General features: G+C 70.4%; 13 protein-coding genes and 1 pseudogene. 5 read left to right on the top strand and 9 right to left on the bottom strand.

The genetic code is table 11. The features are described from left to right. Positions 1–73: 73 nt before the first annotated feature. Entirely contained in the window at positions 74–1,426 is a 1,353-nt protein-coding gene (locus AC4BDD_RS25985) for a PH domain-containing protein (protein WP_490687873.1), read from the top strand. On the opposite strand, the gene AC4BDD_RS25980 is transcribed toward AC4BDD_RS25985, so the two are convergent. The 3 genes and pseudogenes from AC4BDD_RS25980 to AC4BDD_RS25970 form a co-directional block, all read right to left on the bottom strand. Continuing rightward, positions 1,312–3,468 (bottom strand): mycolysin, encoded by a 2,157-nt coding sequence (locus AC4BDD_RS25980; RefSeq protein ID WP_490687872.1) that lies wholly within the window; start codon positions 3,466–3,468, stop codon positions 1,312–1,314. The genes AC4BDD_RS25985 and AC4BDD_RS25980 overlap by 115 nt on opposite strands. Positions 3,469–3,755: 287 nt before the next feature. Then, on the bottom strand, positions 3,756–4,787 hold the full coding sequence (locus AC4BDD_RS25975; protein WP_490687871.1) for a hypothetical protein: 1,032 nt from the start codon (positions 4,785–4,787) through the stop codon (positions 3,756–3,758). A 358-nt stretch (positions 4,788–5,145) separates the two neighbouring features. Beyond that, positions 5,146–5,768 (bottom strand): annotated as a pseudogene (locus AC4BDD_RS25970) (RraA family protein). 438 nt (positions 5,769–6,206) lie between these two features. Here AC4BDD_RS25970 and AC4BDD_RS25965 point away from each other — a divergent pair. After that, complete coding sequence (locus AC4BDD_RS25965; RefSeq protein ID WP_490691938.1) at positions 6,207–7,199, top strand: DNA cytosine methyltransferase; 993 nt, start codon at positions 6,207–6,209, stop codon at positions 7,197–7,199. Between the two features lie 125 nt (positions 7,200–7,324). Here AC4BDD_RS25965 and drmB read toward each other — a convergent pair whose 3' ends face one another. The 5 genes from drmB to AC4BDD_RS25940 are packed head-to-tail and all read right to left on the bottom strand — an operon-like array spanning position 7,325 to position 19,256. Next, positions 7,325–9,184: a DrmB family protein gene (drmB, locus tag AC4BDD_RS25960; RefSeq protein ID WP_490687870.1), complete on the bottom strand. Its 1,860-nt coding sequence runs from the start codon at positions 9,182–9,184 to the stop codon at positions 7,325–7,327. Beyond that, entirely contained in the window at positions 9,181–12,429 is a 3,249-nt protein-coding gene (locus AC4BDD_RS25955; protein ID WP_490687869.1) for a helicase-related protein, read from the bottom strand. The genes drmB and AC4BDD_RS25955 overlap by 4 nt, the downstream gene beginning before the upstream one ends. Beyond that, positions 12,426–14,342 (bottom strand): UvrD-helicase domain-containing protein, encoded by a 1,917-nt coding sequence (locus tag AC4BDD_RS25950; protein ID WP_490687868.1) that lies wholly within the window; start codon positions 14,340–14,342, stop codon positions 12,426–12,428. The genes AC4BDD_RS25955 and AC4BDD_RS25950 overlap by 4 nt, the downstream gene beginning before the upstream one ends. Beyond that, complete coding sequence (locus AC4BDD_RS25945) at positions 14,339–19,093, bottom strand: DEAD/DEAH box helicase family protein (RefSeq protein WP_490687867.1); 4,755 nt, start codon at positions 19,091–19,093, stop codon at positions 14,339–14,341. The genes AC4BDD_RS25950 and AC4BDD_RS25945 overlap by 4 nt, the downstream gene beginning before the upstream one ends. Before the next feature lie 13 nt (positions 19,094–19,106). After that, positions 19,107–19,256 carry a hypothetical protein gene (locus AC4BDD_RS25940; protein ID WP_490687866.1) on the bottom strand — a complete coding sequence of 50 codons (150 nt, stop codon included), beginning with the start codon at positions 19,254–19,256 and terminating at the stop codon, positions 19,107–19,109. A 460-nt stretch (positions 19,257–19,716) separates the two neighbouring features. On the opposite strand from AC4BDD_RS25940, the gene AC4BDD_RS25935 reads away from it, so the two are divergent. Genes AC4BDD_RS25935 through AC4BDD_RS25925 form a run of 3 tightly spaced genes read left to right on the top strand, consistent with a single transcriptional unit; the run spans position 19,717 to position 23,761 of the window. After that, complete coding sequence (locus AC4BDD_RS25935; RefSeq protein ID WP_490687865.1) at positions 19,717–21,861, top strand: helix-turn-helix domain-containing protein; 2,145 nt, start codon at positions 19,717–19,719, stop codon at positions 21,859–21,861. Continuing rightward, on the top strand, positions 21,858–22,862 hold the full coding sequence (locus tag AC4BDD_RS25930) for a hypothetical protein (RefSeq protein WP_490687864.1): 1,005 nt from the start codon (positions 21,858–21,860) through the stop codon (positions 22,860–22,862). The genes AC4BDD_RS25935 and AC4BDD_RS25930 overlap by 4 nt, the downstream gene beginning before the upstream one ends. Continuing rightward, positions 22,859–23,761 (top strand): DUF6339 family protein, encoded by a 903-nt coding sequence (locus AC4BDD_RS25925; RefSeq protein WP_490687863.1) that lies wholly within the window; start codon positions 22,859–22,861, stop codon positions 23,759–23,761. Before AC4BDD_RS25930 ends, AC4BDD_RS25925 begins: the two co-directional genes overlap by 4 nt. On the opposite strand, the gene AC4BDD_RS25920 is transcribed toward AC4BDD_RS25925, so the two are convergent. Then, the gene (locus AC4BDD_RS25920; protein ID WP_490687862.1) at positions 23,686–25,059 is read right to left on the bottom strand and encodes a DNA cytosine methyltransferase; all 1,374 of its coding nucleotides are present in this window, start codon (positions 25,057–25,059) and stop codon (positions 23,686–23,688) included. The genes AC4BDD_RS25925 and AC4BDD_RS25920 overlap by 76 nt on opposite strands. Between the last annotated feature and the right edge of the window lie 7 nt (positions 25,060–25,066).

The following is a 25,066-nucleotide window of genomic DNA, read 5'->3' as shown; positions in this document are numbered from 1 at the left end:
GCACGCGCAAAGATCACGTCAGGGTTGGCCCGCGCGGTGTCATGGGGAATCGGCTGATGGAAGGATTCCGCGCATGGCCAGGACGGAACGCCAGGCGCGCCGCGCGCCGCACCGCCGCGACGGGGACCTGGCCCCGGCCCACGCCCCCGCCGTCTCGCACCGCACCGCCGGGAGCGGGTGGGCCGGAGCGCTGGCCCTGTGCGCGCTGCTGCTCGCGGGCGCGGGCGTGGCGGCCTGGTTCGTGCCGCACACCGCCTCAAACGAGCGGGCGTGGAAGTCGGCCGTCCGGTGCGCCGCCGAGACGCCCGCCGCGGAGCGAGGCGGTTCCGGCCTGCCCGAGCGAGGCCGCGACTGCCTGACCACCCTCCCGGCGGTGATCGCGCGGACCGAGGCCAACCAGCCCAAGGAGCGCAGCTGGCTGTACTTCACCGACCGCCGGCCGCTGGAGCGACTCGCGGTCTCGCACGACGCCGCCCGGGATTTCCGGGCCGGTGACAGCGTCGAGTTGACCGTCTGGCGCGGCCAGGTGAGGAAGGTCGCCGGAGCGGGCCATGTGTGGCGCGAACACGTCCCCACCTCCGGGGAGCTGGCCGTCGTCACGGCCGTGCTCACCCTCGCCGCGGGCTGGCCCGCGATCCGGGTCCTGCTGCGCCTGCGCGGGCGCCGGCTGCCCGATGACGACGTCCTGCCCTCGGCGCTTCCGTTCGCGGGCGCGCTCGCCGGTACCGCCCTGTGGCTACTGCCGCTGTGCTACCTCCACCCCACCTCCCTGCTCTCCTCTCCCCTGGCGATCACCTGGGCGGCCGCGGGCTCACTGGCCACACTGACCCTGCTCACCTGGGCCTGGCGCGCCACCCGGATCCGTACGCCCCAAGCGCCCGCCGCGACCGGAACGGCCGGAGTGGCCGGAGCCACCGAGGCGGCCGGGGCGGTCGCAGCGGTCGGGGCGGCCGAGGCGTCCGCCGGGCGCGAGGAGGTGTTCCTGGCCGCCCGCTTCCTGGAGGACACCGACTACAACCCGCACGGCTTCGGCACCCACATCGTCCTCGGAGGCGGCTCGCCCGCCGTCACGCCCCACTCGGGCCCCGGCCGGTTCGCGGCCAGACGGATACCGGTGGAGCGGCTCACCGTCACCAACGTACGGCGGGCCCGCGGCAGCGACGGCGACACCGTGCCCAGAAGCTGGCACGTCGCCGAACTCGATGACGCGGGCCGGCCGGTCCGCCTCGCGGCAGCCCCGGCCGACCTGAGCCGCGTCCTCCGCGAGCTGGGCCGCTCCCCGGTCCAGGGGGTGTCCGACGGCACTGCCTGTCAGGAGGTGGTGACCGAGATGTCGTCGACGACGAAGTCGGTTCGCAGGGCGGCGTCCTCGGTGCCGACCAGCTTGACCGTCACGGACCGGCCCCGCCAGGGCGACAGGTCGTAGGAGCGGTAGACGTAGCCGCCGCTGGCGTCCCGATTGGACAGCGTGCCCAGCGTGGAGGTGGTGGCGCCATCGATCACCTGCACCTGGAGCTTGTCGTACGCCACCGGGTCGGTCTCGAAGGTGCCGATGCGGCTGTAGAAGGCCAGCGTCGCGGCGTTCACGTTGGCCGGAAGCGTGACCTGCTGGGAGAGGGTCTGCGTCGAGGACTCCCCCATGCCGCCGAGCCACGCGTACATGGAGCCGGTGCGGGCCGGGTACGTCGACCAGTTGCCGATGACCGAGCCACTCGGCGACGCCGTCCAGTTCCAGCCGGCCGTGCCGTTCTCGAAGCCGGAGTTCAGCAGGGCGGCCCGGTAGTCGATGGTGTGCCCGTACAGCAGGTTGCGGGCCGTGTTCGACGTGCTCAGGCCGGCGGCGGGCCGGTCGTCCTTGAAGTACTCGCCGAAACTCCACTGCCCTTGCGCCCGGAGCAGGTTGATCGTGCCCGACTGTCCCCCGTCGACGCGGTTCCACAGGTCGATCAGGGAGCCGGCCACGCGCCCTTCCACCGCGTCACCGTTGTGCCAGTTGGTGCTGGAGACCGGCTGGCCGGAGTTGAACCAGGTGGAGTTCATCAGGTCGATCGAGGAGCCGCCCGGCCAGACGAACCTGTTGTCGCCCTTGACGCTGCCGGCGAGAGCGTTGGCGAACCCCTCGGTCCAGGCGCAGCCGGTGGAGGACGCCACATGGATCTGGTGCCCGGCGCAGTTCACGTTGGGCCACCACCAGTTGTACAGCATGTGCATCAGCGCGTGTCCGGACTCGTGGAGCACCAGGTGCTCGGAGTCGGGGTCGTTGTCGCGCAGCCTGACGTAGCTGGCCGCCGCGTTGGCCCCGGGGTTGTAGTAGCCGCCGTCAGCGTTGCCGGGCCACCACTGGACCGTCATCTTGCTGCAGTTGGGCGGGGTCTCGCGGGCGGTCCAGCAGTTGGTGCCGGAGCTGCGCCACCACCAGGCGAGGTTGAGGGTGTCGAAGGCGTGCCAGGCGCGCATCTGGACCGCGGCCGGAGCGGTCCAGCCGAAGTTCCGGTTGTCGGAGACGTTGTATTGCGCGGGGGTGGTGGTGGAGTAGACCCACCCGTTGTTGTCGACCACCTGCCAGACCGAGCTCTCCGACCGGAACTCCACGTAGAGCAGGTACATCGTGGCGACGGGCGGCGTGAAGCAGAGGTTGTAGGCGCCGGTGTTGTCGGTCAGACCGCTGGCGTAGACCTGCTGTGCGGCGGTCGAGGTGGTCTTCCCCCACACCTTGACGGTGAGGTTGCGGCCGCCCAGCCATGTCCCCGCCTGGTTGGTGAAGTTGAAGCCGCCGTTGACGCAGATGGGGGTGGTGGCCGCCAGGGACGGACTGCCGGCGGCGGGCCGGGCGGTCCGCGGGGCCTTCGCGAACTTCTCGCTCACCGAAGCCGGCTTCGCCTTCCGGGCGCCCGAACGTCCCCGCAGCTTGGTGATGTGCACGCCCGATCGGGACGAGCCGTGTGCCGACCGCGAGGAGTTCTTGCCGACGGTGAGCAGCACCGCGTCGTGCGCTTCCCGCTCCGGCGAGGGCGAGTCGGTGTCGGAGAGACCGGCCTCGATCTGGGCGGGTCCGGCCGCCTTGGCGCGGACGTGCAGGGTGAGGCTGCGCTGATGGGTGCCGAGGGCCACCTCGCCCTTGGCCTGCTGCCAGCGACCGGTCTGCCGGGGCGTGTTCAGCGGGGAGCCCTCGGTGGTGAGCTGGAGGGTGTCGGGGACTCGGACGGTCAGTCGGGCGTGGTCCACCGAGACCTGGGCACGGAGGCGGACTCGCAGGACCGCCGTCTCCCCCACGGCCGGGAGCTTGTCCAGGCTCAGGTCGACCGCGACGCAACTGGCCGGGGTCTCGGAGCGGGCGGCGGGCTTGGTGAGCGTACATGTCGGGTGTGCGTTCCCCGGCTGGGCGGTCGCCGTCGAGGGGAGCCCCGTCGGTATGAGGGCGGCCGTCGCCCCGATCGCGACGGCCCATCGTCTGATTCTGGGGATCATTTCTCGTTCTCCAACTGCGCGGTGGGGGGGGAGTTCCCGGCTTCTGGGGGTGCCAGGAGATCGACACAGCATGGAGGTAACGCGAGGGGGTGTGCAATATCACATGTCACGTAATTTTAGGTGGATCGTCCAGCACGGAGAGTGAGGAGCCGGCCGCCGGCCCGGGCGCGCACAGCGCCTTCGCGGCACGCCGGGCGGCTGCGGAGACCGCGCCGCCGGCAGCCCCTCGCCGACGCGTACGGCGAGGGGTGCGGCCGGCGCGGCCCCGGCTCCGGGGAGCGGTGCGGCTATGCGGACTTCAGCCGCTTGAACCAGGTGACCGGGCTGGAAGAGCCGGGTGCCTGGACGTAGACCCTGGCCGGGATGGCGACCAGGTGCTCCTGGTTGCCGCTGTCGATGTCCCGGAAGACGATGTAGCCGACGTATGTGGCGCCGTTGCCCCGGCCCTCCAGGTGGCCCATCCTCCCCTGCTCCACGTTGACCTCGACGGCCGTCTCCTTGCTGTCCACGAGCTTCGTGGAGCTGGTGGCGGCGTAACTGTACGTGAAGCTCGCCTCGGCGCCGACCTCTCCGGTGGTCTCGCCCTTGCCGACCTTGGGGGTGATCTTGCCGCCCGCCGACCAGCCCTCGGTCACGGTCTTCTCGTCCCAGATGGTCGCCGAGACCTTGTAGGTGAGCTTCGCCTCCCCGGTCACGCCGTCGCTGGCGCCCCGCACCGGGTACTTCTCGTCGACCGCCCCGACGAAGACGCATGGCGCCGTCTGCCCGTACGCCGGGTGGCCGGGGTCCTTGTTGACCATGCCGCAGTACTGCTCGGCGGTGAGCCCGGCCGACGGAACGGCGTCGTCCTTGGTGTTCCTGCGGATGTCGCTGCCCGTGGGGGGCTTCGAGCCGGGCCAGCCGTCGGACAGGTGCTCGGCACTGGCCCGCAGGGCGGCGGGGTTCTTGGCGTCCTGCGCGTAACTCCGCGCCGCCTCCCTGGCGCGGACGATCGCCTCTTCGGGGTTGAGCTTCTCCCGCACGTCCTCCAGGGCGACGGCCTTGACGCTGCCGTCCTTCTCCCGCTCCAGGCCCTTCGGGTAACCCATCACGGTTTCCTGGGCGTTGACCGGCGCCCACTTCCCCATCGCCGCCAGGACGTCCTGGTCCTGCTCGTAGGTGGTGCCGTCGACGCTCGCCGTCTGGCCGTCGTCGGCGAAGGCGCGGGGCTGGGAGCCCAGGAGGGATATCCCGGTGAGGAGCGCGGTGGTGAGGGCGCCCGCCGCCAGTCCGGCCTTGCGCCGGCGGTGCGTGTGGTCGGTCCGGAGTTGCGTTGACACGCGGTCTCCTTGTCGGTTCAGGCGTCGGCCATGCCGGCCACGCCGATCGGTGGGGGGTTGACAGGTCGCCGGTGGCTCCACGGTGCGGGCCTCTACGGGCGCGCCGAAATGGGCGGCGACGCAAGGGGGTTGGCCTGCGGGCGCCCTTTCGGAGCCCGGTCCGGCTGCGGCAACAAGCTAGGAAGCTACTGTTGCGTTCACCCGGAACCTTTGTAACGGATTCCCCTCAACCGGTCTCAATGGCGCACCTCGTCTCAATCCGCGAGACGCGCCACCTCTCAGTCAACCGCCTCGCCGGCCACACCCTCCGGCGTCTGCACCCGGGTCTCGGCATTCTCCGAGGAGACCGCCCGCCGGCTCAGTCCCGGAAACCGCCCTGGGAGAGGATCGCGTCGATGCGGGAGCGGTGCGCCGCCTCCCAGTCGTCGAGGGACTGGGAGGCCTCCTTGGTCGCCTTCGCCCGGGCGTCCCGCAGCACCTCCTCCTGACGGGCGCTCGGGACCACCACCACGCCGTCGTCATCGCCCACCACCAGGTCGCCGCTGTGCACACGGACGCCACCGCACCGCACCGGGCCGCCCAGCGGCGTCACGGCCTTCTTGCCGCCCGGGATGGGGATGACGCCCCGCCCGAAGACGGGGAAGCCCATCTGGCGCACCTCGCCGATGTCCCGGATCAGCCCGTCGAGGACGAACGCATGGATCCCGCGGCGCTGGGCGACGGCGCAGACGTTGCCGCCGGCGAGCGCGAAGTCCGTGTCCCCGGACTCGACCACGACGACCGAGCCGGGCGGCGCGCGGTGAATCGCCGCGTGGAGCATGAGGTTGTCGCCGGGCGGACACCGGACGGTGAAGGCCGGACCGGCGATGCGCGGGGTGGGCGTCCACAGCGGGCGGATGCCGATGTCCATGACCTGCTCGCGGCCGAGGAAGTCGCGAGCGCGGTGGTGGGGACGGCCGGGAGTGCGGAGCTGTCGTTCATACGTCTTCCCCTCTCGGTCGCCGGGCCGGTGTGCCGATGCGGTGGTCTGACGATCGATTCCGACGACTCGGCGATCCTAGAGGGCCGGCGATTCCAGAGGCTCAGCGGTCCGGGGACCGGCACACGCCGACGCCTACCACCCGTTGCCGGCTCGGCCTCATGGCGTCCCCTCTCGTTTCACGGGGAGAGGGGGAAAGATCAGCGCGGCGGGGTTGTCCGGCTCGGGGCGTGCGAACGAGGACGGCCGTTCGCACGATCGGCGCGATCAGCGGTGTGAATCACCGCAACCATCGGCTCCGCCCGTGCAGGAGATGCAATCATGGGCGTTCAGGACTCCGAACTGCCTCCCGACCTCGGCAACGACGTGGCACTGGGGCTGGGCGGGGAGCCTCCCCGACCGCCCCGGGTCGCGTTTCCCGAAGAGCACGAACGGTGATCATGGAAGAGCCTCGCCTCGAACGCCTCAGCTGCCTTGTCGTGTGCGCCGGCGCAGGCGGCCTCGCGCTCGGCCTCGAGCAGGCCGGTTTCGATCCCGTATTGCTGCTGGACAACCGGGCTGTGACCTGCGAGACGCTGCGTCTGAACCGCCCGGAGTGGAAAGTCCTCGAAGCCGACCTCCTGGACTTCGACCCGGTGGACCACCAGGCGACTTATGACGTGGATCTTCTGGCCGCCGGCCTGCCTCGGGTGAAGGCGAGCGCTGCGGTGGCACGCGAGAACAGCACCGAGGAGATTCGCATACTCGAAGCGACGATCATGCTCATGCACGGCGTACAACCACGCGCCCTGCTCATCGAGAACGTCCCCGATCTGGTCTCCAAACCCGCGTACGAGCCGATCCGCGCGTATGTCGCGGGCGAGCTAGACCACCTGGGATATCAGCACCGTTGGTTCGTCCTCAACGCGATGGGCCACGGCGTGCCCCAGGACCGCAGGCAAGGGATCCTGGTGGCTTTCAAGGGGGACTCCATGGAGGACTTCGTCGCCCCGATGCCCGACACCAAGCCACCGATCACCGTGGGCGAAGCGCTGGGTGATTCCATGGCCGCACGTGGCTGGCCTCACGCTGCCGCCTGGGCCGCGCAGGCCGACCAGGCCGCCCCGACCCTGGTCGGGGGCTCCTGGAACCGTGGTGGGGCCGATCTGGGCCCCAGCGGGTCGAAGCGTGCCTGGGCCCGTATGCGTGTGAACGGCGGCACCGTCGCCGACGAACTCCCCGGGCCCGATTTCCCTTGGGACCTGTCACTCGGCGTCAAGGGGATGGTGACGCTGACCGTCGAACAGGCAGCGCGGCTGCAGGGCTTTCCCGAGGACTGGTGCTTCGCCGGCCTCAAGACGGCCCGCTACCGTCAGATAGGCCACGCCTCGCCGCCTCCGGTGAGCCGTGCCCTCGGACTCGCGATCCGCGCGGCCTTGGGACGCCGGGCCTAGTCGCCCACACAACGGGTCCGCCCTGTGACCGGTCCCGCTCCGTGCTGCCGAACGAGTGACCTGTGGAACCGAGACGCCGGGGTGGGGAGGCGCTGCCTGCCCACCCCGGCGTCAGTGCCCTGTGGTCACTGGGTGAGCAGGTGTGAAAAGAAGCCGATCGACGGGTCTTCCGGGGTGCCGACAAGAAGGGCCCGGTCGAGCAGGCTGTTGTTGTGCTCGCAACTGGTCTCCGGGAGCATGACGCAGGCGTGGCAGGCGGCCAAGTTGGTGCCGCCCGCGCCCGAGCTCTCGGTCTCGATGCACAGCGGGTCGGCTGAGCACCACTCGGCGCGGTGGACGGCCAAGCACACGGCCTGGTTGAGACGATCGGGTTCGCCCTGGGCGACCAGGCCTCCGAGGCTGCCCGCCGAGTCGCTGGTGGCCGTGTAGATCAGCACCCCGGCCATCTCGTCACCCGAGTAGATCCGCTCGCGGAGCGAGGCGGCCGGGTAACCGGAGTCCAGGCTCCACTCGTTGATCATCACGTGGGCGAAGGTGTGCAGCAGGGTCATGCGCGGGGTGGCCGGCGAGGACGGGACGCGCGTCGGGTCGGAGGCCCGCTCGGCGAGGACACGCTGGTGCCGGTGACGGATGTGTTCCACACGGGCGGCGACGGCGGGCAGTCGGGCCCAGGCGTCGACCCTCTCCTCATCGAGCCGGAGGAAGACCCCCTCGCCGTGAACCTCCATGGCGGGCAGCCAGTCGGTGGGGGCGAAGGAAAGCTCCGCCTCGTGGCCCTCGGCGGAGGTCTCCGGGTCGATGACCCGGGTGAAGGCCTTGAGGGCGCGGACCTCCCGCAGCTTCTTCACCAGCATCGGGGTGACCAGGGCCAGGCGGTTCAGCGGCTTCGGGTCGCCGGTCGGGGGCTCGCAGACGAACTGCTCGGTGTGGGAGCCGGAGTCCTCCGCGTTGCCCGCGGACAGCCGCTCGTACTCCAGGTCGCGAAGGGCCCGGTAGCGTTGCTCCTGGTCGGCTTCGCAAGTGCCCTCGCCGGTGGGGTCATCGGCCTCCATCGCCGCCAGCAGCTCCACCACCTTCTCCACGCTCACCGGAGAAGGGGCACCCTTGAAGACGAACTTCAGAGCGATCTCGATCTCGGCGGGTCCGGAGCACGAGCGCAGGGTGTCCCAGTGCTCGTCGAGGGCGTGCACCTTGCTGTCGCTCCACGGTGGGATGGACAGGGCCGAGCGGAGCACCGGCTGCCACACCGAGGAGGAACCGCGCTGAAGCGTGCGGGGCTGTCGGGAACAGACGACGTCCGGGGCGTCCTTCAGCCAGGGGCGCTTGCCCTCGCAGCGGATGTTCAGGTCCCGGAGCGCGCCCCGGCGGAAGGAGCCCTCCATGGACACCTCCGGCACCCCGCAGGAGCAGGAGAGCACCACCGAACGGAGCGAGGAGGTGCGTCCCGAGGAGCGCAGGCTCATCCGGCCGCCGCAGAAACCGGCCTCTTCATCGCCGCGTCGCCCCCTGTGCAGCCACTTCCAGTACGGGAAGTCGGCGATGTGCCCGTCCTCGCAGGCCACCACGAAACGCGAGGGGATGAGCGGCTCCGCGCATTCGGCGCACTCGTTGCGTCCGGGCGGTGGGTTGAACTTCCGCACGTGGTCCAGCGCGTGGCACTCGGGGCAGTGATGCCACAGTGGGAAGCGACGCACCCGTACGCCGTCGCGGCTGTCGTCGCCGGAGGCAGGCGGAAGGCGGAACCGGCTCACGCCCAGCACGCGGGCGAGGCGCGGTTCATGGATCACCGGGGCCTCGTCCCGGGACCAGTACCGGTCCGCCCCGTCGATGCCGGAGACGATGAACGACTCCTGCTCCACGGCGATCAGCGATCCCACGCCATAGGTGGTGATGGCCTGGGCTCGGCGGACCGCGCCACGGCGGGGCAGGGTACGGGCCGGTGCGGAGGCGGCGCCGCGCCGGCGGCGGGCAGGGGGCGGGGTCATCGGGATGCCTCCATGAACAGGGCGGACTCGGCGTCGACGTCGCGGAGGGACCACAGGGTCTCCCACGCCTCGACGTCCTCCAGGGCGTCGTTGTAGGGCTTCAGCAGCGAAGGGAGCCGGCGCCCGCGCTTGGGCTCGTAGTACAGGCCGCCGTGCGCCTCGGCCTCGTCGTACCACCAGTCGACGAACTCGTCGAAAGCGGCGGCGACGTGGTCCACCTCCTCGGGCGCCACGGCCGTGACCCGTTCGAGGATCCTCGGACGGACCCGTTCCCGGAGCTCTTCCAGGAACCGGTCGATGTTCCCGGCGGCCTCGTCGTCGCGGGCGGCGGGGATCAGGATGCGGGCCAAGGCGACGATCACCGCGTGCAGGCCCCGGTCACGGGCGCGGGCCGAGAAGGGGGTCACCGAGGTGGACTCGACTTCGCGGTACAGAGCCGAGTGGAAGTGCTGGAAGTTCTCGTAGTGGGAACGGTCACGGGAGCGGCCCGCGTTGAGCATCACCGCCACCAGGCCCGGGTGGGCACGGCCCACGCGGCTGGTGGCCTGGATGTACTCGGCGGTCGTCTGCGGCTGCCCCATGACGGCCATCAGGCCGAGCCGGTCCACGTCCACGCCGACGGCGATCATGTTCGTGGCCAGGAGCACGTCCACCACGTCGCCGCCCGGCAGTCGTCGCTCGATCTGCTTCAGGCGGGCCGGAATGTCGCTGGCGTCGACTCGGCTGGTCAGCTCCGAGTAGTTGCCGACCGAGCGGGACTCGCAGTCGTCGCGTTCGGCCAGGTGCTCCAGGTGGGCCACGACGTCGTCGTGGACCTGGAGTTCTGCGGCGGACAGCAGACGAAGACTGTTGAAGTAGCCGACCAGCGTCCAGTACGCGTCGCGTACCTCCTCAGGGGTGTCGGCCCGCATCGCCTGATGGAGCAGGGTGGCGTAGGTGCGGATCAGCAGGGTGGACTGGCTGGTGCCGGGGGCGAGCAGGCCCACATAGCAGCGGGACGCCTTCTCGCCTGCGGGGGTCTCCACGGCGAACCAGGAGTCGCGGGAGTCCAGGCCGGCGGGCGGGAACTGGCGCACCTCGCGGGAGAACAGGGCCCTGCCCTGGTCGGCCGCACGACGGATGGTCGCGGTCGAGGCGATCACCTTGGGACGGTCGGCGAGCACGTCGACGGCCGTCTCGTACAGGCCGGTCAGTGTGCCCAGCGGGCCCGAGATCAGGTGCAGTTCGTCCTGCACGATCAGCTCCGGGGGCGGGGTGGAGTCCTGGCGGTCCCGGTTGAAGAGGGCGGCGGTCTGCGCACGCCACGGCATCGAGGCGAACTTGTCGACCGTGGCGATGACGAGGGTCGGCCGGGCCCGGTACACGGTCTCGTCGACCAAATGCACGGGCAGTCCGCCGGAGAACACGCAACCCGCGCCCGGGCAGCGTACGTCCATCCGGACGGCCTCCCGGTCGACCGAGTAGTGGTGGGCGTCGAGGGCGGTCCCGCACCACGGGCAGGCATGCAGCTGGACCGGGTTCTCCTTCTGGAGTGCCTTGCCGGAGCGGGCGGCGCGGAGCTGCCCGGAGGCGACCTCCAAGGTGTTCGGCGTGGCGGAACGTCCCACCCACATACCGAGGGAGATCTCCTCGTGACCCAGCTCGGCGGGGCTCTCGCGGCGCATCTGCTCCATGGCGCAGATCAGGATCGCGGCACGCTCGAACTGCTGGAGTGTGAGCAGACGCAGCGTGTACCGCATCAGGACGGTGACACCGCCGCCCGCCGGACCGAGGCGCTTCCGGCGCAGGAAGGTGGTCAGCGCGATCAGGCCCAGGTACGCCTCGGTCTTTCCACCACCGGTCGGGAACCACAGCAGGTCCGACACACCCCGGTCAGGGTGCTCCGGGTCGTCCACTCCGGCCAGGCACAGGAGCACGAAGGCGATCTGGAACGGACGCCAGCGTGCGGCGGCCCGGTCCGGCTCACCCGCCCGGCCGTTCTTGACCCAGGCGCTCCGGGCCCGCTGAGTCGCCATCGCCTGGTTGGCCAGGCGGAATGCCCACATCAGATCGGGCTTTTCGCTCAGCAGCGCGATACCCTTCCGGATCCGATCCAAGGCCTCCTCACAGGACTCGACCTGGTCGAGCGCGGCCTTCTCGTACGAGGTGCCGGCGAGCGCGGCGGCTTCGGCCCGCTTCCCGTCGATCCATTGCTCGTAGCCTGCGGCCAGCCTTTCCAGCGCGGCGACCACGTCGGCGTCGGGGGCCTCGGCGAGGCCCAGCATGGTGAGGGCACTGGCGTCGATCTCCGGGTTGGAGTCGGTGAGCAGCACCTCATGGGTGGGCACGAACTCGGTGCGCACCTCCGCCACGCCCGCATGCACCACGTCGGTGAGGCCGATCGAGGGCGGAGCCCAGTCCCACACCGCCGCGCAGCCGTGGCCGGCGGCGAAGGTGGGGGCGTGCCGGTGCAGCAGTCGACTGGTCTCCAGCTCGGGGTCCACGGCGGACAGGGCGGTGGGGCGCTCCACGAATGCGCTCGCCCCGTTGGCGGCACGGACCGTGAGCCCGGTCTGGAACAGGGCGAAGGCATCCTGGAGTTCACGCTCGCCCACCTTCTGGATGTTGACCAGGGTGACCGTGACGGTGACGGTACCGGTCTCCGGGGACGGACGGCGCACATGCACCTCCAGCCGGGCCGTGTCGTCGACCAGGTCGCGTGAGGCGCCGCGCCCCGGGTACGTCACGTCGACCGTGGTATCCGGCAGGTCCAGCTCCACCCGACGCCAGCGTTCCCGCTGGTCGGAGGTGGTGCGAGCCTCGCTGCGGCGGGCCGAGACCTTGCGGCCCTCGGCGTCTTCCGGCTCGTACACGGCGGCGCGTGCCGACACCACGATCTCCCGACACGCGGCGAGGTCGACCGCGAAGGTCAGGCCGACCGTGGACGGGCGTCGGTCACCGGCATGGGGACGCTCGGCGACTGGCCCGGACTCTTCGAGGCCGTCCGCCCCGGTCACAGGCTCCTCGTCCAGGCCCTCTTCCTCGGCGGCGTCCTCCCGGAGACGAAAGCCGGCCTCGGCATCCGCCGGGCGGGGGAAGAGCACGCCCATCGGGTAGCGGGTGATCGGGGCGTCCTGGTCCAGCACCTCGGCGCGGTCCTCGGCGGAGGCATCGACGTCGGGGCCCAACAGCTCCCGGCGGAGCCGGGCCACCAGGTCCTCGCGGACCTCGTAGTGCGCGGCGTGCCGCCCTGCGTGGATGGTCATCCCTGCTCCTCCTCGGCCCCGGCACGACGCCGGAACCGTCCGATTCCGCTGATGCGCGGGGCGATCCACACCCCGTGGACGCCCAGGCCCGCGTTGACCCCGGCGGCAGTGCTACCCGCGACCGACTCCAGGCAGTCGATGCGCAGGCCGGAGATCTCCTCGGGCCACTGGATCTCCCAGGTCGCGTTGACCTTCAGGACGGAGTGCAGGTCGCTCCTGAAGATCTCGGACGCGTCGCCGATCTCCCGTCCCTCGTGCAACAGCGCGTACCGCGGGCTCTGCTCGGCACCCGTGGGGAGGGTGTCACGCAGCCGGAACGTCACCGCGTCCCCCGGCCGCACGCGTTCCAGCAGGTACGACTGGGTGCCGGGGGCGTCCTCCAGGGCGTCGGCCGGTTCCAGGGTGCATACGTCGCCGGCCCGCACCTCGATGCCGTCGCGCCGCCACTTCTGGCGCGGATTCGGGACTCCCGGGTACCAGCGGCCGGTCGGCTTGTGCCTGAGTACCGTCACCGCGTTCGGTCCGGCGACGCGGTACAGATCCTCTCGGGCCCTGGTCATCGCCACGTAGAGTGCGCGCGCCTCCGCGGGCACGTCGAGTTCGTCGTTGCGACGACGCAGGTCGGCCACGGCCGGGGGCGTGAGCAGCACCACCCGGTCGAACTCCAACCCTTTGGAGCGGTGCACCGTGGACACGACCAGCCGGGCCGATTCCGGGTCGGCCAGCTCGTCCGGGAAGCGGCGCTCCGCCACCAGTCTGCGCAGCCGCGTCACGTCGAGCGCGCCCCGACCGGTGCCGCGTGCCGCCCCACGCAGGGCCCGCCACACCCGGTCCGGGTCGGTGCCCTCGGGCAGTGGCATCCCGCCGAGCAGCTCGCGCAGCCGCTCCTCGGTGAGCGTGGCGGCCTCGGTGCTGCGCAGCAGCTCGGCGGCCCAGTACGGCACCGGCCGGTCCTGGAGCGAGCGCCGCATGGCGTGCGGCACGCCGTGGGTGTGCAGCAGTTCGGAGACGAGCAGAGCCTGCCGGTTGTCACGGGTCAGGATCGCGCAGGTGCCGGGGAAAGAACGCAACGAGTCCAGGGTGAACACGTCGGTGAGCGAGCCCAGGTCGGGCAGGTCGAGCAGCAGCTCGCGCAGCTCTCGGTGGAGCCGTTCGGCCGCGGTGTCCGCCCCCTCCGGGGCGCTGCCGATGCCCTGCACGGCGGGGCCGTGCGGGAGCGCGGCGCGCGCCTCCGGGGTGACGGCCCGGAAATTACGCGTCAGTCGCAGCTCCACGAGGTCGTCGGCGTAGGAGGCTCGCACCCAGCGGAGGAAGAGGTCGGCGCGGTCGGCGTACTCCTGCGGGTCCTCGATCTGGAAATCGTAGATCGCCTGGGCGGGGTCGCCGACCAGGGTGAACCCGCCGGCATCGTGGAGCCGGTCGAGCAGCGATTCCACCATCTCCCGGCGCGTGCCCACCAGGTCCTGTACCTCGTCCACGATCACGTGCGAGGGCGGGCCGGACTCCAGGGACTCCAGCGCGCCCTTCTCGATCGCCTCGGTGGCCGCCCGGATGCGCCCCTCGAAGGAGAGCGCCGACCACTCCCCCTCCGGGTTCGTCTGCACCAGCAGGGAGTACGCCCAGGAGTCGAAAGTCTGCACCCGCACCCGCCGGGCGTGTTCGCCGTGCCGGGCGATACGGTCTCGGAGTTCCCGGACGGCGGCTCGGGAGAAGCTGAGGACCAGCAGCTCGGAGGCTTCCAGGGCCTCGTCCGGGTCGACGTGGCCGACGAGTGCGTCCATGCGGCGCACCAAGGTGTGGGTCTTGCCGGTGCCCGCCCCGGCGGTGACCAGCAGGCGGGTGTCCCAGGGCTGGTCCACGACGTTCTGCTGCTCGGAGGTGAGGACGGGGCCGTCCTCTGAGGGGAAGGTCACTTCTTGCTCCACAGGTGCTCGAACTTGGTGAAGGCGAGGGCGGTGTGGAAGTTCCGGATGGTGTCGCGGACGTTGAGGATCAGGCAGGTTTCCTTGCCGCCGTTGCGGGGTCCCCGCAGACCGCGTCCGATCATCTGCTGGTACACGTTCGGGCTGTAGACGGGCCGGGCGACGACCACTGCCTGGGTGGCGGGCGCGTCGAAGCCCTGGGTGAGGACTCCGTAGTTGGTGAGCACCCGCACCCTGCCGTCGCGGAACTCCCGAACACGGGCCCGGCGATCGCTGTCGGAGGTGGTGGAGTCCACCGAGGAGGCGGAGATCCCATGGTCCTTCAGCCGGGCCGCCAGATACTTGGCATGCTCCACCGAGGTGGCGAACACCAGCACCGGCCAGTCCTCGGGCATCCCCGCGATCTCCGAGACGATGCGACGGCTGCGGTCGTGGTCTTCGGCCAGCCGCTGCTCGGCGGCCTTGGACAGCAGGCTGAACTGCTCGGCGCTCTCCCGCTCCTGGCGGGACAGCTCGATGCTGCCGCCGGCCAGCTCCCGGTGCTCGACCTGCGCCAGCACCCCCAGCTCCTGCAGATACCCGTAGGCGTCGTCGGAGGGGAAGACGCCCTCGTCCAACCGGCGCCCCCCGAACCGGTTGACCAGACGGCGGGTCTCCTCCTCGTTGTGGCCGCGGAACGGGGTGGCGGTGAGGCCGAGCAGGTGCCGCTCGGTCCGATGCTGGGTCAGGCCGAGGAGGCTCAGGATCTCGGTGTAGCGCGGGCTGGTCGCCATGTGTGCTTCGTCGACCACGACCAGTGCGGCCTCCCGTAGCCAGGTGTACCGGTCGGTGTCCAGGCACACGTGGAGCTTGGCATCGGTGGCCACGACGAGCTGCGGCCCGTCGGTGACCGGGGCTGCCTCGTTCGAGGACCACAGTCTGTTGATCGTCAGTCGAGTCTGCGCGCCGGCCTTGCCCCACACGAACTGCCAGCTCTGGACCGCCTGCTCGCACAGTTCCTCGGTCTGGGCGATCCACAGGATCGGACCCTTGAGGTCGCCGGCCTGCTTGACCCAGCGAATGACGGCCTCGGCGGTGACGCGCGTCTTGCCGGCGCCGGTGGGCAGCGAGAGCATGGCGCGCTGCGGGGCCAGCCGGTCCAGCATCTCGAAGATGTTGAGGGCGAGTCGCTCCTGGTAGTCGTGGAGACGCGGGAAGTCACGAGGCCCTTCCACGGTCAGGCTCTGTTCGAGGGTCGGGGGCCGGTAGCCGGCGAAGGGCGCGGGCAGACCGAGGTCGGCGACGAAGGAGACCGCCGCCGAGCCCCCGGTGTAGGACGACGGGGCGCTCGGGAAGCGCTCCTGGATGTCGCGGGCGTGCGTCTTGAGCACGGTGTCGCCGTGCGCGTTGAACGCCATCTGCGCGATCCGACGCCCGGTGGGCGCCTGTCCGCCCAGCTCCTGGCACTCGGCCTCCATCAGCCCGGCAGGCAGCCGGTCGCGCAGGGCCTCCGCACCGATCAGCAGCTCGAGCTTGGCCGTCACGTCCTCGGCGTCGCGGATGGCCTTCAGCGCGGACCGCACCTTCTCGTCCTGCTCCTGGCGGGCCTGGGCGTCCAGCACGGCGCGGCAGCCGGCCTCCCCCATGCGCAGACCGAGCTCACGGTCGACGGCCCGGAGCGCGCCGATCCGGTCCAGCGCGTCCAGGACCTTGATGACGTTGCCCTGCCGGGCGCTCTCCAGGGACTTCGCCCGCGCGCCACGCGGGGTGCGGACGACCTCCTCCAGGGTGGAGCAGCGCAGGAGGGAATACGTGCCGACGGAGGCCCCCATCCTCTGGCGCAGTGTCGGGAATTCCTCGGACAGCGGGACCGCCTCCACGCTCGACTCGTGGCGGGTCTCGCGGCTGACGACGTCGTCGTGGCGCAGCATGCCCCACTGCTCGACCATGAGGTCGGCGGACTCCTGGTCCGGCATCAGCAGAGCCGGCACCCGCTCGGCCCGCAGCGAGCGGTACTCGTCCGGGTTCGCGGCGACGGCGATCTCACCGTCCTCCCGCATGCCCCAGGCGTCGCCGATCCGGCAGCGGGTCAGGGAGTCCGGGAAGTCGATCTCCAGGCGGGTCAGCAGGGCGTAGGTGGAGCCGACGAACGCGTCGTCCTCGCTCTGCCGGAGCTTTTCCAGCAGCTGCTCCCACTGCTGGGGACGGACCTTCTCGACGCTGTCCGCAAGTCCCAGCTTGCGGGCCTTCTCCCGGCCGAGCGACGCGACCGGGAGCACGTCGCGGTAGGCGTCGAGCTGAGGGCCGACGGAGTCCTTCAGGGGTTTGATTCCCTGAGAGGTCTCGACCCGACCGTGCCGGGCGAGCATCCAGCGGATCGGGGAGTGGGCCGTTCGGCGGGTGGATGCCTGTCCGCCGATCTGCAGCGTCCAGTTCTCGATGAGGGCGTTCTCGGGAAGCACCTCCAGGAAGGCGGCACGAGCCTCTTCGGACATGCGAGGCAACAGGTGCAGGGGCCCGCCCACGGCGGCACCCTCGAGCTTGGTCCTGGCCAGGGTCGGCCGGCTCGCCCGGTCGTCGAGCGTGCGGCAGTACGCGGCATGTGCGGCCTCGCGGTACTCCTCGAACCAAGGCTCGCTCTCCGGCCGATGGCCGGCGGTCGGACGGTCCCGCAGGCCCAACTCGCGGAAGAAACCCGCATCGTCGGAGTGGAAGCCCAAGTCCACGGCGATCTTCCCGTCGCGCTCGGCGGTGACGACGGGGCCGGGCAGCATGCAGTCACGCAGGGGCCGGAACTGCTTGTCCGCCGTCCGGACCATGAGGGTCTCCATCGGCGTGGGCACGCGCTTGATCACCTCATGCCCCACCACGGAGGCACCCGCCTGGTGGAACAGCTCCCAGAATCGAGTCCACTCCTGCGGACCGTAGGAGTCGAAGCCCTCGTCGAGAACGCTGACGAAGCGCCCCCGGACGTCGGCCTCACGGATACCGAGCACGGTGAAGGCGGAGAACAGCGACGGGTCGTCGGACAGCGTTCGGTCCACATAGACCAGCGACTCCCGCAGACCGTCCTCGTCCGTGCGTCGGAAGACCCTGCCGGGTACCGGAGCGACCAGGCCGTGCTCTTCGGTGAGCACGATCTTGGCCTTGCGGGCCTCTCCGGCGCACGGGGCACCCGACTCGATCATGTCGGCGACGATCCGGACCGCGGTCTCCGAAGCCTTCGCCGTGCCGTCGGAGACGAGCGCCTCCAGCCACTCACGGACATCGGTCCGCTGCTGTTTGGTCCGCTCCAGGATGTGGCCGACCTTGCCGGATCGGAGGGGCGTGGCCTCCACCGAGGGGTGCAGCCACTCCTTGGGGCGGCCGGGGTACGAGTGCCACAACCGCAGCCAACGGTTGGTCGCGGCGAGGTCCTTGGACAGCTCCGGGTGGACACGCAGTTCGCCAGGGTCGCGCAGCGTGCCGTCCTGGTCGGGCAGCGACGGACGTCGGGCCGCCGTTTCCCATATCTGCTCCAGCAGATACCGGTCGGCCCAGCTGATGGCCTCCCGGGAGCGGCCGGGCAGGAGCGGCAGGTACGCGGCGGGGTCTTCCGCAGGCGCCAGTTCAGGCAGAGAGTCCACTACCAGGCCGGCCGCGACCCGGATCATCTCCACATTGAAGGGGGAGGCATCGAGCAGGTTCTGCCGGTCCTCGTTGGTCTTCCAGGCACCGTTGAGAATGCCGCTGAGGGACATCTCGTACTTGCTGGGGAAGTACGCCCAGAACTGCCCACGTCGACGCGGGCCCACAGGCGTGAACAGACCGTTGTCGTCCCGCTTGTAGTCGGGGACGGCCCAGGCGAGGTCGATGGTCAAGCGGTCGTGGAGCTCGCCCGCGTCACGGCGCGCGGCCTCGGTCGGCTCGTGGGTGAGAGTGAAGACCCGCCACCGCGAGTCGATCGGCGGCTTGCCGGTGCGCTCCTCGTGGATCGTGCGCAGGCTTCCGTCCCGCTCGGCGCGGAGAGTCCGGCGTGCGATCGGCCGGGGCCGGCGATCCTCCAGGACCACTTGGCCCACGTGCGGGGAGAACAGGTGGAAGCCGGACGGGAACTCCTCGCGGGTCTCGTGGCCGGCCGTGCCCTTGTGCCCGTGCATGTCCTTGCCCAGCCGGTCGGCCGCGCCGGGCAGCAGCGGCAGGCGGACCACCGTGGTGGCCCACTCCAGCAGCTCGTCCAGCGCTTGGTCCCGGAGGCGTTCGGCCGCCATGTCCAGCTCGCGGGCCATGCGCAACACCGGCGCCTCGAAGTTCTCGCCGTGCCGCTCGCGCACGCCGGGCACGTTCCGGATCAGCTCGTACGACCAGGCGCGATCGAAGCCGAAGCTTCCGGTGCGGCTGAAGAACTCGGGGGTGTCGGTCACCACGAGGACCGACTTGACGCCCACGCCGAACCGGCCGATCTGCCCGCCGCGCTTACGGGACATGCTCATGCGGAGGATGGTCTCCGCGCCTTCGGGCGTCACCGGGTTTCCCTCGTTGGCGCAGTACAGGTGTTTCTCGGTGAGCACGACGTGGATCCGGCCGCCCGGCTCGTCCCGGAGCTCGTCGGCGGCGTTCTGGACCAGCTCGAAGAGCTGACGGTCTCCGTACCCACCCTGGGTGATACGGCGCTCGCCGTTGGCGTGTTCGGGGATCAGGCCCGGGTCGACACGGTAGGTCTCCAGAACGCGAAGGGACTGCTCGGTGACGGTACGGATCACAGGCAACTGCGGATCGGCCACGGATGGTTCCACTTCAGGACGAAGGGGTGGACAGGGGGAGGCTTCGTTCGATGCTGTCGGCGAGGCCGAGGAGGGCCTCCTCGACCTGGGGGTCGTCGGCAAGCCGGTTGTAGAGCGTGACGACGGTGCGCATGTGATCGAACGGGGACTTCGTCAGGGACACCGAGAGGTACCTGCGCTTTCGCTTTCGTGGGAAACGTTCACGAGGGAATGATGCGAGGTGGTACGTCGTGCAGAGGACACGGGCCGCACCGCGGGTGGGCCCGGTGTTTGTGCTCCCCGGCTCCTCGCCGTCCACCACGGGCAGGACGAAGGCATGGCTGTGGCCTGGGAGGCGTTCGTTGCCCCTGTTGCTTCCGGGGCGGCCGAGCTCGAACTCAACCATGAACTCCCGCGCTCTGCAAGGCCGTTCGCGCACCGACCCCAACAGGCAATACTGCAGAACTTTCCCGGAATTTCGGCACGAACAGGACGAATCCCAGGTTCCATTTTTGAACGCTCTCACGACTCGTTCGAGCAGGAAACCTCGTTTGTCAAAGAGCCTTTGACAAACCACCGCGCCGTCAACAGCGGTGCGGTACGGTGGCTCTCACCCAGGCGACCGAGTGGAAGCAGGTGGAGATGTGAAGGCGGCTGAGGACTTCGGCCCCTGGCTGGCGCGTCAGCTCAAGAACGCCAGGAAGAGCCAGACCGATCTGGCGGAAGAGCTGGGCATGACCCGAGCCGCCGTGTCGGCCTGGATCGTAGGCCGCTCGGTCCCCCGGGACGAGACCATCCGGCGGATCGCCGAGGTTCTCCGGACCGATCTGGAGACCATCCACACCCGCAGCACCGACGCCCAAGCAGGGCTGCCCGTCTCCTGGTACCACCGCCCGGCCCACGCCGACGGCGGCCGTGAGTACGGCAACGCGGCCGCGTTCGCCTTCGAAGCCGATGTCTCGGTCCTCGCCCGCGAGGCCACCCAGAACAGCCTCGATGCGCGTCTCGACCCCGCCGAGCCCGTACGGGTCCGCTACACCCTGCACGAACTCACCGGCGAGGCCCTCGCCCGCTTCCGGGAGGCCATCGACTGGGAGGGGCTGCTCCCGCACTACGAGGCGCTCACCGCCGACAACGGGAAGCAGGGCAAGGTCTCCCGCACCGTCGCGGCCGGACTGCGTGACATGTACCAGCACGACCGCCTGGTGCTGCTCCGCGTCGACGACTACAACGCCACCGGCCTGACCGGCGGCGACTACGACAACGGACTCTTCGCCGCCGTCGTCCGCCGACAGCTCGACAGCCAGAAGAAGGACCTCGGGGCAGGCGGCTCCTACGGCTTGGGCAAGGCCACCCTCTGGGCCACCAGCCGACTGGGCCTCGTACTGATCAACTCCACCCTCTCCGAACCCCATGAGGGTCGCACCGAGCGTCGTCTGATCGGCCGGCTCGACCTCCCCTGGCGCGAGGTCGAGGGCCGGGAATTCGCGGGCCCGGCCTGGTTCGGACGTCCCGACCCGGACGCCAAGTCCACTGACGTGGCCCGCTCCTGGTGGGCCGACCAGGAGACCGTCGAAAAGCTTCACCTCACTCGCGAGAGCGCGGCCCCCGGCACCTCCTTCCTCATCGTCGGCGCTCACGACGTCGCCAGCCTGGCGCCCGTCAACGGCACCTCCGACGAGGAGGAGAACACCGAGGACGACGACTCCGTCCACCGGATGCACTCCCGACTCGTCGACGCGCTCGGCCGCAACTTCTGGGCCGCGATGACCGGTGGCGGCGACCAGAAGCCCCACCTGGAGGCCTCCGTCCGCACCTACCGCAACGGCGAGGTCCTCATCGCCGAAGAGCGCGTGGACCCGGCGGTCACCCAGCCCTCCCGCACTCGCGCCCTGCGCGCCTTTCTCGAGGGCGAGACCGTCGACCGCCTCACCGCCCCCGGTCAGGTCGCCCGGGCCATCGTGCCACTGAACGTTCCCTTGCACGGCGGCCAGGTACGCGGCGGTGTGCCCCACGACGCGGTGCTCCTGGTCACCCACGCCGAGGATGCCGATGTCCGCGCCAACCGGCTGGTCTCCATGCGAGGCAACCGCATGACCGTCAAGGACAGCGCTGTCACCAACGTCCCGATCGGCACCAACCCCTTCCAGGCCATCCTCCTCGCCGGCCGGGCGGCGGGTCAGGATGCTCCCGGGGCCGAGGCCGCCGAGGAGTTCCTCCGCGCCTCCGAACCGCCCGAGCACAACAAGTGGGGGCAGACCGAGGAACTTCGACTCGCCTACTCGCCCTCGGCCCACCGACGCATTGCCGCGCTGACCACCGCTGCCAACAATTCGGTGCGCGACCTGGTCGCGGTACCTCGGGCCAAGCGCCGAAGCGGTGGAGAAGCCAAGATCGCCGGCCGCCTCAAGGTGGGCGGCGGTGCGAAGAAGACACGCCCCACCGGGGCATCGATCCTGCCCGAGCTGGACAACGTGGACGCGCTGATCGACGAGACCGGGGCATGGTCGGTCACCGTCGACCTGCGGGTGTCGCCGGGCGTCGACACGGACCGGCCCGTCACGCCGGTCGCCAAGTTCGACGTGCACTCCGGCCCCCGCCCCGCCGCGCCCTGGAAGGACCTTGTCGCCGTCAGCGGCTGCGAAATCCTCGACGGAGCCCTGCACCTGATTCCGGGCAACCGCAAGGCCGTCTTCCGGGGCGTCACCGACGTATCCCGCCACCCGGTCCGGGCCCAACTCACCGGCCTCGTCATCGAAATCCGCATCGGAAAGGGGGAGCAGGCGTGAAAATCTACCCCTACCGGCGGCTCACCGGGAAGGTGTCCTGGCGCGTCGAGAGGGCCCAGCTCAAGACGGAGGGCGAGCCCTGGGAGGACGTGGAGAGCAAGTACGTCTCCACCGTCGAGCGCGTCGTGGCCCTCGGGCCGGACGAGGACCGCCCCGACTGGAGCCGGGCCCGACTTCGTCTCTCCGCCGGCCTCCCGGCCAAGGCAGTGGATCCCACAGGGCCTTGGCAGGACGTCAAGGTGGTCGCCGTGCTCGCCGAACGCGCCACCAACACCCGCACGACCGTGGAGTTGTCCCCGGTCTCCGACGACGGCCGCGAACGGGCCGCCGAGCTGCACCTCCACCGCTGCGATCTCTTCGACCGTGCGTCCATCACCGTCCACGTCGTCGCCACCGTGGACGGCGTCCCCGACCGCGTGATCGCCACCTCCGACGTGGAGTGGTTCGTCGACGTCATCGAGGCCGCGCCCTCGCTCGCCCGCGAACTCGACGTGAAGATGGTCGGCTTCGGCTCCGGCGCGAGCCGGCTCCAGCGCTTCAAGGACTCGCCCTGGCTGGTCGAGACCACCGGCCGGATCCCTGTCGTACGCGTCAACACCGACTTCGACGGGCTCGGCGACCTCGTCGGCGTGGACGGCGGCAACGGCGTGGAGAAGACCGTCCGAGAACTCCTGCTCGCCCAGATGTGCTCCGAGGTCTGGACAGCCGTCTTCCACTCCGCGGTCGGCGACCTGGAGATCGAGGAGGACGGCGCACCACTGTTTCCGCACGGCTGGCAGGGCGAGGTACTCCGGGAGATGCTGCCCGACATGTACCCCGATCGTGAGCCGGAGGACGCCCTGCGCGAGGTCCACGCGGCCCGCACCGGAGCCTCCGCCGCCGGTTGGGGAGAGCTCCAGCCTCGCATCCACTTCGCCGCCTCCCGACGTGCGGGCGTCCCCAGGACGCTCTCCACCACCATTCGCGACCTGGAACGACTCACGCAGGGGGAAGACGCATGACCGATCGGCCCAGCCACCTCCCGGAGCGTCTCGCGCTGCTCCCCAACGCCGAGGCGGCGGAATTCCTCACCGAAGGACTCCTCACCGGCCGCGAGGACGTGCCGGGCATCAGGCTGAACCAGCTCACCGAACCGCTGCCGCACACCGACCGTCGTGGTGATCTACAGCCCGTCCGGGACCTGGCCGAGGACGCCATGGCCTACTGCCGAACCAGCGGGCTCAAGGCCACCCAGGCCGACTCCTGGCTCGCTCCTCGCCTGCACGCGGCCCTCCGGCTCACCCGTCGCGAGGCGGCCGACCCTGCTCTCTGGAACTACCTTGCTCTCGGTGTCGCCCCCGACTACGTGGTCTGGCGGCATCTGTCGAAACCCAAGGACGGCAAGGTCGAAAAGGTGGCGACCGAACGGTTCAGGGGGCAATACCACAAGCAGGCCTTCGCCCGCCTCTGGTGGGCGGCGGAGCTCTTCCGTGACGGCTCGGACTACACCCCCGTCGTCACGGCCTGCGGCAACCAGGACATCCTCAACAGCGTTCTGCGCATGTCCGTGATCAACCACCGGCCCATCGCTCAAGCGATCGTCCGGCTGGTCGCGAAAGGCGTGATCAGCACCGGTCGTGAGGTCAACGGCCTGATCGCAGCCGTCAATGCCTCCGCCGCCACGCTGATGTACGACGTGATCGCCCCCGACGCCGAGCGCGAGTCCCGCTCGCTGCTCGCCTGGATCGACGAGGCCGAGACAGCCCGCCAGGTGTCACGGAACACTCTGCCGACCGGCCCTGACGAGGAACCGGCGCCGGAAGTCTCCGTGAGCACGCTGGTGGACTACTTCGCCGACCTCTTCGCGGACGCGCCGGTCCGGGGACGGGACGCCTCGGAAGCGGACGAGGGAAAGGACTGATCCGCGGGGTCCGGGCAGTTGGGACCGCAACCGTCCGAATCCCCGCAACCCTCCTTGCGGAGAGTCGCGCGATCCTCCTCGGCGGCCTCGGGCCAGTTCTCCCGCAGCCTTTCCTCCGCCGGGAGCGGCAGAGCCAGTGCCGCCGCGAGCACGTGCATCCCGAAGAGCGGGGGCACGGCATTGCCCACCTGCTGCGACTGATCGCCCCCCGACCAGGGGTAGTCGGGCGGAAACGTCTGCAGGATGCCGGCCTCGGGGATGGTCAGGCGATCCGGGGTGTGCGGGGTGCCGTCCGGGTGCCGTACGGCATTACGGGAGACCTTCCCTGTCACGGTGAAAGACGGTTGGCGGTCCGTACGGATGCCCCGCTTCTTGGGGTCACCGCCACTGCCGTAGTTCGACACGATCTCGAAGGAGGACTGCCTGCCCTCGGGCCGCTGCTCCGTCTTCTTGAGCACTTCCCACATCGACACCCAGGGCCTGGGCGGCGCCTCGGTTGCCCCGATGGGAAGCGCGGTCTGCACGGCGACGGCCTGTGCCACCGCCTTCTCGTCCTCGGGGCCACCCTGCTTCGGCTTGTGCGGGTTGTAGGTGTGGTGAGTGGGGCCGGGAAGGGGAGGGGTACCGTGCTCGGCGAGCCGCGCGATCAGGATCGTACGGCGGCGAGTCTGAGGGACGCCGTACGCCTCGGTGTGCAGAGTCGTGACTTCGGCGACCTCGTACCGCACTCTCGGCCCACCCTCACGGGGCAGGCCCCTCTCCAGGGCGTTCTTGTAGACCTTCCAGAGAGCCTTGACCTGGGGCACCTGCTCCAAGACGATCACGTCGAACGGTCGCCCCGCCCGTGTCTCGGAGCCGAGAGCCTTGATCGCGTACCGGAGGGGTTCCAGGACCAGAGCGGTCCTGGGGTCGCCGCCCGGCTTGTCCAGCCGGCCGTCGATCTCGTCCTCGTCCGCACCGTCCATCAATGCGTGAACGAGGTCCTCGACCTCGTTGAGGGCCTTGCGCCCCGCGCCGTTGCCGGCCACCGAGTACGTCTGGCACGGTGGACCGCCGGCCAGCACGTTCAGTTCCTCGGGCAGTTCCTCGAACCTGTCCCGGCGCACGGCACTGACATCCGCATGCCAGGTCCGGAGTCCGGCCTTGTAACGCGTCTCACAAGCGTCCTTGTCCCACTCGATCCCGAGCGAGGCAACGCCGAGCATGTGCGCGGCTACGTCAAGACCGCCCGGACCGGCAAAGAGGTCCAGAACAAAGGGATTCTCAAGGAATCGAGCAACTGGGTCCGGCCTGGTCATGTGGCGG

It is taken from the genome of Streptomyces sp. JLBT605 (genome assembly GCF_058215555.1).
Note: the sequence above shows the minus strand (reverse complement) of the source record. Positions and strands in the feature narration are given on the sequence as shown.